This window comes from Pseudomonas persica (assembly GCF_900291015.1).
Lineage (GTDB): Bacteria > Pseudomonadota > Gammaproteobacteria > Pseudomonadales > Pseudomonadaceae > Aquipseudomonas.
Window position 1 is genome coordinate 1 of record NZ_OLKL01000395.1, and the last position, 234, is coordinate 234.

A 234-nucleotide genomic window follows, 5' to 3' on the forward strand; every position below is an offset into this window, starting at 1 on the left:
GATCTGCTGCGACTCGCCGAGCACACTGGACTGCTGGCTGATACAGCCGGCAAACAGCGTGTCGTCGTCACAGAGGAACTTGATCAGCTCGCCCGAGGTGTGCGTCAGGCAAGCCAGCAGGTTGCGGGCGAAACCAAGGCGCACCGGGTTGCGCACATAGCGCAAGGGAGCGGGCGAAGTGACACGCAGCTCATCACAGATCGCCTCGATCTCGCCCCCGGGGCTGTCGTCACA

Annotated in this window: 1 protein-coding gene; it reads right to left on the minus strand. The window is 63.7% G+C overall.

The window, feature by feature from the left end; all coding sequences use genetic code 11:
* Positions 1-234, minus strand: a 234-nt coding sequence (locus FQ664_RS27030; protein WP_144176017.1) for a glycosyltransferase, incomplete at both ends; no start/stop codon positions are given.